The sequence below is a fragment of the Lentimicrobiaceae bacterium genome (assembly GCA_028697555.1).
Classification (GTDB): domain Bacteria; phylum Bacteroidota; class Bacteroidia; order Bacteroidales; family UBA4417; genus UBA4417.
This window is the reverse complement of the sequence record JAQVEX010000070.1, coordinates 1-8,470: the sequence shown is the minus strand read 5'-3', so window position 1 is coordinate 8,470 and position 8,470 is coordinate 1. Positions and strand designations below refer to the sequence as shown.

Here is an 8,470-nt window from a genome sequence, read left to right as displayed (position 1 = left end):
TTACTAATAGTAAAATTTTCGCAAATATAGAAAAAAATCTACATTACAAGTTTTATTTGATTATTTTATTATTTAGAATTAAACGCTTAGCACGTACAAGTGCTTGACTTTAGCGTAATAAAAATTGTTAAATAATAATTATAAATTAAATTCGTTAATTCAGTTATCAATAAATAATTACTTTTGCAGAATGGACAAAAAATATCAAATACTAAGTGTTTTAGCTTTTTCGGCTATTATGCTGATGCTTTCGGGTTGTAGTCAGTATCAAAAACTGCTCAAAAGTGCCGATAACGATTTGAAGTACAATAAAGCAATTGAGTATTTCAATAAAGGGAAGTATTACAAGTCGTTAGAGCTATTTACTCAAGTCCAGCCATTTTTTAGGGGCACCGAAAAAGCCGAAGACGTAGCTTATTATATATCTCAAAACTATTACAAGCAAAAGGATTATATAATGGCAGGGTATTATTTTAAAATGTTTTCTAACAGTTATGTTGATAGTCCGCGTGCCGAAGAAGCCGCTTTTTTAAGTTGCTATTGTTCATATATTGATTCGCCTAAGTCAACTCTAGACCAAAAGCTAACCCACGAAGCTATTTCTGCTCTCGAGTATTTCAAAGTCAGATATCCAGAAAGCAAGTATACCGACCAATGCAACAATTTGCTTTATGAACTCAGAAGCAAATTAGAAAAGAAAGAATTAGACATAGCAAATTTTTATTACAAAATATACGATTATAGGGCAGCCATTATATCTTACAATAATATTTTGAAAGACTTTCCCGAAACACGTTACAAAGAAGAAATATTGTATTATATTTTGTCATCGCAGGTTGCTTACGCCAAAAATAGTGTTGACGAAAAGAAATACGAACGTTTTTCCGATGCTGCTAATACATACGAAAACTTAAAGGAAGGATTTCCTTCGGGAAAATATACGCAGAAAGCAGAAGCATTCAGAGAAACGATTTATTCAAATCTAAAATAAATTTTTACACAACATACAATTATGACAGTTAAAAAAGACAAAATTGAAAACACTACGGTAACCCGTAATATTGAAGATTTTAGTAAAGGTACAGGCAATATTTATCAAACTGTAAATATTATTGCAAGACGTGCAAATCAGATAGGTTTGCAGGTTAGAGACGAATTGAGAAGAAAAATTGAAGATTTTGCCTTGCCAACAGATACCTTAGATGAAATATACGAAAACAGAGAGCAAATTGAATTGGCACGCTATTACGAAAGACTTCCAAAACCGACACTTGTGGCTATTAATGAGTTTATGAACGACGAAATTTATTATGCCAACCACGGTATTGCAGATAGATTATTAAATGATTAGAGATAAAAAAATACTAATTGGTATAACCGGCGGTATAGCGGCTTATAAGATTCCTATACTGATAAGATTGTTAGTAAAAGCCGGAGCCGAAGTTAAGGTTGTTGTAACTCCCGAAGCTAAAAGCTTTGTTACTCCTTTAACTTTATCGGTTTTATCTCAAAATAAAGTTTATTGCGAGCCATACGACGCCGAAACGGGCGAATGGAGTAGCCATATTGAATTAGGCTTATGGGCTGATATGTACCTTATTGCCCCACTTACCGCCAACACTATGGCTAAAATGGCTTACGGAATAGCCGATAACTTGTTGCTTACCACATATTTGGCATGCAGAAGTAAGGTTTTTGTCGCTCCCACCATGGACGTCGATATGTTTAATCATATTACAACTCAAAATAATATCAAAACCTTGAAACAACAAGGAGTTGAAGTAATAATGCCACATGCAGGAGAGTTGGCAAGCAATCTTATTGGCGTTGGAAGAATGGAAGAGCCCGAAAGAATTTTTAGTATCATAAAAAATCATTTTCAACAAAAACAAGACCTTGCAGGCAAAAATGTGCTGATAACTAGCGGACCTACTGTAGAAAAAATTGACCCTGTAAGATATATTTCAAATCATTCTACGGGAAAAATGGGTTCTGCGTTGGCAATAGAAGCAGCAAATAGGGGAGCCAAAGTAACTTTTATTTCAGGAACTGTTCAAAGCTATCCAAATCACCCAAATATTGACGTAATTAAAGTTATTTCGGCTACAGATATGTTGCAACAATGTATAAATAATTATAAAGACAAAGATATACTGATTTTTGCAGCCGCAGTCGCCGATTATTTCGTTGAAAATCCTGCAGAACATAAAATAAAGAAGTCGGAAGAAGCGTTAAATATTAAACTGAGCAAGACAAAGGACATTATTAAAGAAATAATGCCTTTGTTGTCGGAAAATCAAATTACTGTTGGTTTTGCTTTAGAAACCGACAATGCTGTAGAAAATGCTAAGAAAAAATTGCAACAAAAGAAGTTAAACTATATAGTTTTGAATTCATTGCAAGACGAAGGAGCCGGTTTTGCTGTCGATACTAATAAAGTGATGATTATTTCGCCCGACAATGTTCAGGAGTACGGACTTAAAACAAAGACTGAAGTTGCGACAGATATTTTTAACTATATAAACAAAAAATAGGTTTCAAAAAATTATGGCAAAAACATTAAATATTTTACTGCTTATTTTTCTTTTACCCATTGTACTAGTCGGTCAGGAGTTTATGATAAATGTATCGGTAAATAGCCGACAAGTTGATGGAACCGAAAGAAAGGTGTTTCAAACTCTACAACAGGATTTGTACGAGTTCGTTAATAGTCGAAATTGGACTAATCATCAATTTAGACCCGAAGAAAGGATAGAAGGTTCTATTTCTATTACAATTGATGAGCGTATTTCGGGCGACCATTTCAAAGGCAGAATTAATGTAATGAGCAAGCGTCCTATTTACAAATCATCGTACTACAGCACGCTTTTGAATATTCAGGACACAGATTTTGAGTTTAAATATATTGAGTACGAACCTATAGAATACATTGAAAACACGTTTACATCTAACCTTGCCGGAGTTGTTGCATATTATTTGTACATAATTTTAGGCTTCGATTTCGATTCGTTTTCGCCATACGGGGGAACTCCATATTTTGAAAAAGCAAGAAATATAGTCAATGCAGCTCAAAACTCAAACGAAGCAGGCAAGGGGTGGAAAGCTTTTGAAGGAATTAAAAACAGGTATTGGTTAGTCGAAAATTTACTTAACAGCTCGCACAACAAAATTAGGTCGGGATTGTACAAATATCATTTGCAAGGTTTAGATAAAATGTCTGAAAATATCGAACTTGGAAGAAGCGCTATTAATGAATTTATGGAAGACCTACAGGAAACAAACCGCTCAAAGCAAGGATTGTATAGCGTTCAGGTTGTGTTGGATGCTAAAAGAGATGAGATTGTAAATATTTATTCGCAAGCACCACCAATGGACAAAAGTCGAGCAGTTAATATCCTTAAAGAAATAGACCCTGCCAATACGTCAAAATATCAGCAAATATTAAAACAAAAATAAGTAATTTTGCTGTACTGCTTAACGATTATTTCAATTTATAATGATACAAAAACTATATATTGAAAATTATATACTCATCAAGAAGTTAGAAATTGATTTTGACAGCGGTTTTACTTGTATAACGGGCGAAACCGGAGCAGGTAAATCAATTTTATTGGGTGCAATTAATTTGATATTAGGGCAAAGAGCCGACACCAATACTTTGCTCGATCCTGAACAAAAATGCATTGTAGAAGCTGTTTTTGATATTGAAAATTATAATTTGAAAGGATTTTTTTCTGCCAACGATATTGATTTCGACAATAACACAACAATACGTAGAGAAATTACTCCGCAAAACAAGTCCAGAGCATTTATTAACGATACACCTGTAAACTTAAACGTATTGAGAGATTTGGTGGAAAATTTGGTAGATATACATTCGCAGTTTCAAACATTAAAACTTCAAAATAACGACTTCCAAATTCAGCTTTTGGACAGCTACGCTCAAAATTCAAAGCTACTTACAGAATATTCAAATGTATTTAATAAATACACCGAAAAAAAGTTGGAGCTAAAACGAAAAGAAAACGAAGCAGAGCTTATGCTCAAGGAGTTTGAATACAATAGTTTTTTGTTTGAAGAGATTAACGCCTTGAAACTTATTCCTAACGAAGTTGACGAAATAGAGACGGAACTAAAACAAATAACTCACGCCGAAGAAGTTAAGACAAACCTTTATCAGGCAATAAATCTGCTTTACGAGAACGAAGACAGTGTTTTAAATGCTTTGCAGAATATTAAAAACCTGACCGAACAAGCAGGCAAATACAACGATGTTATTTTGGAATTGTCAAAGCGAATAAATTCAAGTCATATAGAATTAAACGACATATCTTCCGATTTGCTTAAACAAGTCGATAATATTTATTACGACGAAGATAGACATCAGTTGCTAACTCAGCGTTTGAACAGTATTTACAATTTGCTGCACAAACATAAAGTACAAACAACCGAACAGCTCATTGAAATAGAAAAATCTCTTGAAACAAGCATTACAAACACCAATCAGCTCGAGGATACAATAAAGAATTTAAAAGCCGAAATAAATAGTTTGTACGATGAAGTTTCCAACCTTTCCGAAAAATTGTCGGAGAGTAGAAAAACTGCATCAGACAGTTTTGAAAAGCAAATGCTTGAAATATTGCCTAATTTGGGAATGAAATCGGCATCTTTTTCGATAGAAATCAATATTTTACCCGAACATAACATTTACGGAAAAGATGAAATGTCGTTTCTATTTTCGGCAAATAAAGGACACGAAGTTAGAGAACTAAGCAAAGTTGCATCGGGTGGTGAAATATCAAGACTTATGCTTGCAATAAAATCGCTTTCGGTTGAGAAAAAAATGTTGCCAACTATAATTTTCGATGAAATTGATGCGGGCATCTCAGGCGAGATAGCAACTAAAGCTGGAATGCTTATGTGCAAAATGGCTGAAAACAAACAAATTGTCGCGATTACGCACCTGCCACAAATTGCAGGTCTTGCCGATAGTCATTTTAAAGTGTATAAAATCGAAACTGGCGATATGGCTACAACTGAGATAAAAAAACTCAATCAGACCGAAAGAATTAACGAAATAGCCGGACTAATAAGCGACGGTAATATTACTCAAACTACAATTGAAGCAGCGAAACATCTGCTAACTAAATAACTAAATAATTAAATAATTACTAATCAAATACTTTATATACTATGGTAACTAACTTATTAAAAGGGAAAAAAGGACTTATTTTTGGAGCCTTGAACGAAAAATCAATAGCTTGGCAAGTTGCCGAGCAATGTTACGAACAAGGAGCCGAACTTGTGCTATCCAATACCGAATCCGGATTAAGAATGGGAGACACCGACGAACTTGCGAAAAAAACAAACTCCATAATTGTAGCTGCTGATGCTACTAGCATACCCGATTTGGAAAACTTGTTCAATAAAACTATGGAACATTTTAACGGGAAAATAGATTTTATTCTTCATGCTATCGGCATGTCGCCCAACGTAAGAAGGAAAATACCTTACGACGATATAAACTATTCCAACTATTTGCAAACTTTGGATATATCGGCTGTTTCGTTTCATAAAGTTATACAAACGGCAAAAAAATTGGATGCTATAAACGAGTGGGGTTCTATTGTTGCGCTTACTTACGTTGCCGCTCAACGAACATTGTACGAGTACAACGATATGGCTGATGCTAAAGCAGCTTTGGAAAGTATAGCCAGAAGTTTTGGATATATTTACGGCAAAGAAAAAAATGTTAGAATAAACACCGTTTCACAGTCGCCGACTCGTACCACTGCTATTAGTGCGGTTAAAGGAATATACGATCTTATGGATTATGCCGAAGTTATGTCGCCGCTTGGCAATGCTTCGGCTAAGGAATGTGCTCAATATTGCGTAACACTGTTCAGCGACTTTACCAGAAAGGTTACTATGCAAAACCTATATCACGACGGTGGCTTTTCCAGTATGGGAATGAGTGCCGAAGCAATGCAAATGTTCAATTCTAATATTGATAAAGACTAACGCTAAATATTTGATATAAATCGTACTGCAAAACCGTTAACAAACTCAACTAAAATCCCTATTTTTAGGGATTTTAAATGAGTTTTGGTAATTATACTTTTGCAACATCAATTAAATGTAAACTTTTTTCAGGGCGAGCCACTCGGAACTCATAACTCGTAACTCGTAACTAAATGAACAATCAAGTACTCATAGCATTCTCACTAACACTTTTTGCCGGACTTTCTACCGGAATAGGCAGCGCTATCGCCTTTTTTGCAAAGCGTACCAACACTCTATTTCTGTCGGTTTCGTTGGGATTTTCGGCAGGTGTTATGATTTACATATCGTTCGTAGAGTTGCTAAGCGATGCTATTAGCACGCTAAGTGCCTTGCATGGCGAAAGTAACGGAACTCTTTACGCCGTACTTGCTTTTTTCGGTGGTATTTTACTGATTATGATAATAGATGCCTTGGTTCCGAAAGAAGAAAATCCGCACGAATTTAGGGGAGTAGAAGAAATTGCCAACGTAGCTCAGTCGCAATCTGCAACAAAACGTAAAAACACTAAGCTTATGCGTGTTGGACTGCTTACGGCATTAGTATTGGCAATTCACAACTTTCCCGAAGGTATGGTAACATTTTTGGCTGCTCTAAAAGATGTAAAAATCGCAGTTCCTATTGCTGTAGCAATCGCTATACACAATATTCCCGAAGGTATTGCCGTGTCAGTCCCGATTTATTATGCAACAGGAAATCGCAAAAGAGCCTTTTGGCTTTCGTTTCTTTCGGGTTTAGCCGAACCTTTAGGTGCTTTGGTTGGCTACCTGATTTTAGCTCCTTTCCTAAACGATAACCTTTTCGGAATAATGTTTGCAGTAATAGCCGGAATTATGGTTTTTATTTCCTTAGATGAACTGCTACCGGCAGCTGAAAAGTGCGGCGGTAAGCATCATCATGCAATATACGGATTAGTTGCAGGTATGGCTGTTATGGCTATTGGTTTGTTGTTGTTAGGGTAGTAGTTGAAGTCAGAAGTTCTGAGTTATAAAATTATAAGTTAGAAATCAAGATTACAACTTCAACTTGACAATTTAACAAGTTAAAATACTGAAGTGTAGTCATAATTAGGGATATTTTTATAAAAAAATCATCAATTTTGGGGATTGTCGTGTTTGTTCTGCATGTTAATTTTGCACTCTGAATTTAAAGAACACTGTTCAGATGCAAAAAGTAATGCTTTACTCTGTATGAAAGAAGAAAACACCGACATAAATCAGGTATTAATAACAACGGCGCGCGATGCCTTTTTACAAAAAGGTTTTAGAGCTACGTCTATGCGTGAAATTTCTGAAAAATCGGGAGTGGGATTGAGCAATATATACAACTATTTTGAAAGCAAAGACGAATTATTCAAGGCTGTGCTGACACCATTTTTACACACTTTTGAAAAAACAATGATTGAACACACGGAAGTGAGTAGCGATACTAATGTGGAAATGTACACATCCGAAAAATTTCAAGCAGAAACAATACGTAATTATTTAAAAATTTTTCATCAGTACAGACCTGAACTTAAATTGCTCTTTTATGCATCGCAAGGCTCATGTTACGAGAACTTTTACGAAATGCTTATCGATAGTAACACCCGTCTTAGTCTTGAATATATGAGGTTGATTCAGGAGAAAAACCCTCATTTGGCTATTAATGTTTCAACATTTTTTATACATGTATGCTGCGTGTGCTGGGTAAGCTTACTCAAAGAAATTGCCGGACATGATGAATTATCAGACGAAGAAATAGAACGCTTTATATCGGAATACGTTAGATTTGGTTCTGCCGGCTGGGAAGCTTTATTTAAAGTTAGTAAATAAATATATGAAATAATGATAGAAAATAATTGAAATGAAAACTCTACAATTCTCTACAGAAGCCTTATGCAAGGCTAAGCGTACCGCCCAATTCAGGCGGTACGCTTTTTTTATGAACAAAACTGAACTTTGTTCACTGCTTAAAAAGTTGTACATACCAACGCTTTTGTTTGTCATATTCTCGACCAGTATGCCTGTTACTGCTCAGGAACAAATGGCGAGCATAAGTGGCATTGTAATTGACAATTCGGGTGAAGATCCGCTCATAGGTGCCACTATTTATATTGAAGAGCTGAAAACCGGAACCATTACTGAGCGAAACGGCGAATTTCTTATTAGTGGCTTAAAACCAGGAAACTATACGCTGTCAGTCTCTTATATTGGTTATCAAAAGCATATTGAAAATATAAAGTTGGAAGCTGGAGAAACCTTGAAACGTGTGTTTCGTCTGATTACAGAAACCCAATCGCTTTCCGAGGTAGTGATTAGCGTCAAAAGTGAAGCTCGAATGCTGCGTGAACAAGCAATGCCCGTATCGGTTATAAGCATAAAACAGTTGCAAGGAACGGTCAGCAATGTGCAAGATGTATTAGCAAAAA

General features: G+C 35.4%; 9 protein-coding genes. All 9 read left to right on the top strand.

All coding sequences use genetic code 11. From position 1 onward, the window contains the following. Window positions 1-190: 190 nt before the first annotated feature. A complete protein-coding gene (bamD, locus tag PHP31_09430; protein ID MDD3739499.1) occupies window positions 191-991 on the top strand; it encodes an outer membrane protein assembly factor BamD in 801 nt (266 codons plus the stop codon). A 21-nt stretch (window positions 992-1,012) separates the two neighbouring features. Next, on the top strand, window positions 1,013-1,351 hold the full coding sequence (locus PHP31_09425) for a DNA-directed RNA polymerase subunit omega (protein MDD3739498.1): 339 nt from the start codon (window positions 1,013-1,015) through the stop codon (window positions 1,349-1,351). Then, entirely contained in the window at window positions 1,344-2,534 is a 1,191-nt protein-coding gene (gene coaBC / locus PHP31_09420) for a bifunctional phosphopantothenoylcysteine decarboxylase/phosphopantothenate--cysteine ligase CoaBC (GenBank protein ID MDD3739497.1), read from the top strand. Before PHP31_09425 ends, coaBC begins: the two co-directional genes overlap by 8 nt. Before the next feature lie 13 nt (window positions 2,535-2,547). Then, window positions 2,548-3,456, top strand: a complete 909-nt coding sequence (locus PHP31_09415) for a DUF4835 family protein (protein MDD3739496.1) — start codon at window positions 2,548-2,550, stop codon at window positions 3,454-3,456. 40 nt (window positions 3,457-3,496) lie between these two features. Continuing rightward, window positions 3,497-5,152, top strand: coding sequence for a DNA repair protein RecN (recN, locus tag PHP31_09410; protein MDD3739495.1), 1,656 nt, complete (start codon window positions 3,497-3,499; stop codon window positions 5,150-5,152). Window positions 5,153-5,193: 41 nt separating this feature from the next. After that, complete coding sequence (locus tag PHP31_09405; GenBank protein ID MDD3739494.1) at window positions 5,194-6,021, top strand: SDR family oxidoreductase; 828 nt, start codon at window positions 5,194-5,196, stop codon at window positions 6,019-6,021. Between the two features lie 173 nt (window positions 6,022-6,194). Continuing rightward, window positions 6,195-7,022 (top strand): zinc transporter ZupT, encoded by an 828-nt coding sequence (gene zupT, locus PHP31_09400; protein MDD3739493.1) that lies wholly within the window; start codon window positions 6,195-6,197, stop codon window positions 7,020-7,022. A gap of 228 nt (window positions 7,023-7,250) precedes the next feature. Beyond that, window positions 7,251-7,874 (top strand): TetR/AcrR family transcriptional regulator, encoded by a 624-nt coding sequence (locus PHP31_09395; GenBank protein ID MDD3739492.1) that lies wholly within the window; start codon window positions 7,251-7,253, stop codon window positions 7,872-7,874. A 31-nt stretch (window positions 7,875-7,905) separates the two neighbouring features. Then, window positions 7,906-8,470, top strand: a 565-nt coding sequence (locus tag PHP31_09390; protein ID MDD3739491.1) for a carboxypeptidase-like regulatory domain-containing protein, incomplete at its 3' end; no start/stop codon positions are given.

Excerpts from the sequence above, each read along its gene's own strand:
- recN (MDD3739495.1), top strand. The coding sequence starts at position 3,497 with ATGATACAAAAACTATATATTGAAAATTATATACTCATCAAGAAGTTA.
- PHP31_09415 (MDD3739496.1), top strand. The coding sequence starts at position 2,548 with ATGGCAAAAACATTAAATATTTTACTGCTTATTTTTCTTTTACCCATT.
- coaBC (MDD3739497.1), top strand. The coding sequence starts at position 1,344 with ATGATTAGAGATAAAAAAATACTAATTGGTATAACCGGCGGTATAGCG.
- zupT (MDD3739493.1), top strand. The coding sequence starts at position 6,195 with ATGAACAATCAAGTACTCATAGCATTCTCACTAACACTTTTTGCCGGA.
- PHP31_09425 (MDD3739498.1), top strand. The coding sequence starts at position 1,013 with ATGACAGTTAAAAAAGACAAAATTGAAAACACTACGGTAACCCGTAAT.
- PHP31_09395 (MDD3739492.1), top strand. The coding sequence starts at position 7,251 with ATGAAAGAAGAAAACACCGACATAAATCAGGTATTAATAACAACGGCG.
- bamD (MDD3739499.1), top strand. The coding sequence starts at position 191 with ATGGACAAAAAATATCAAATACTAAGTGTTTTAGCTTTTTCGGCTATT.
- PHP31_09405 (MDD3739494.1), top strand. The coding sequence starts at position 5,194 with ATGGTAACTAACTTATTAAAAGGGAAAAAAGGACTTATTTTTGGAGCC.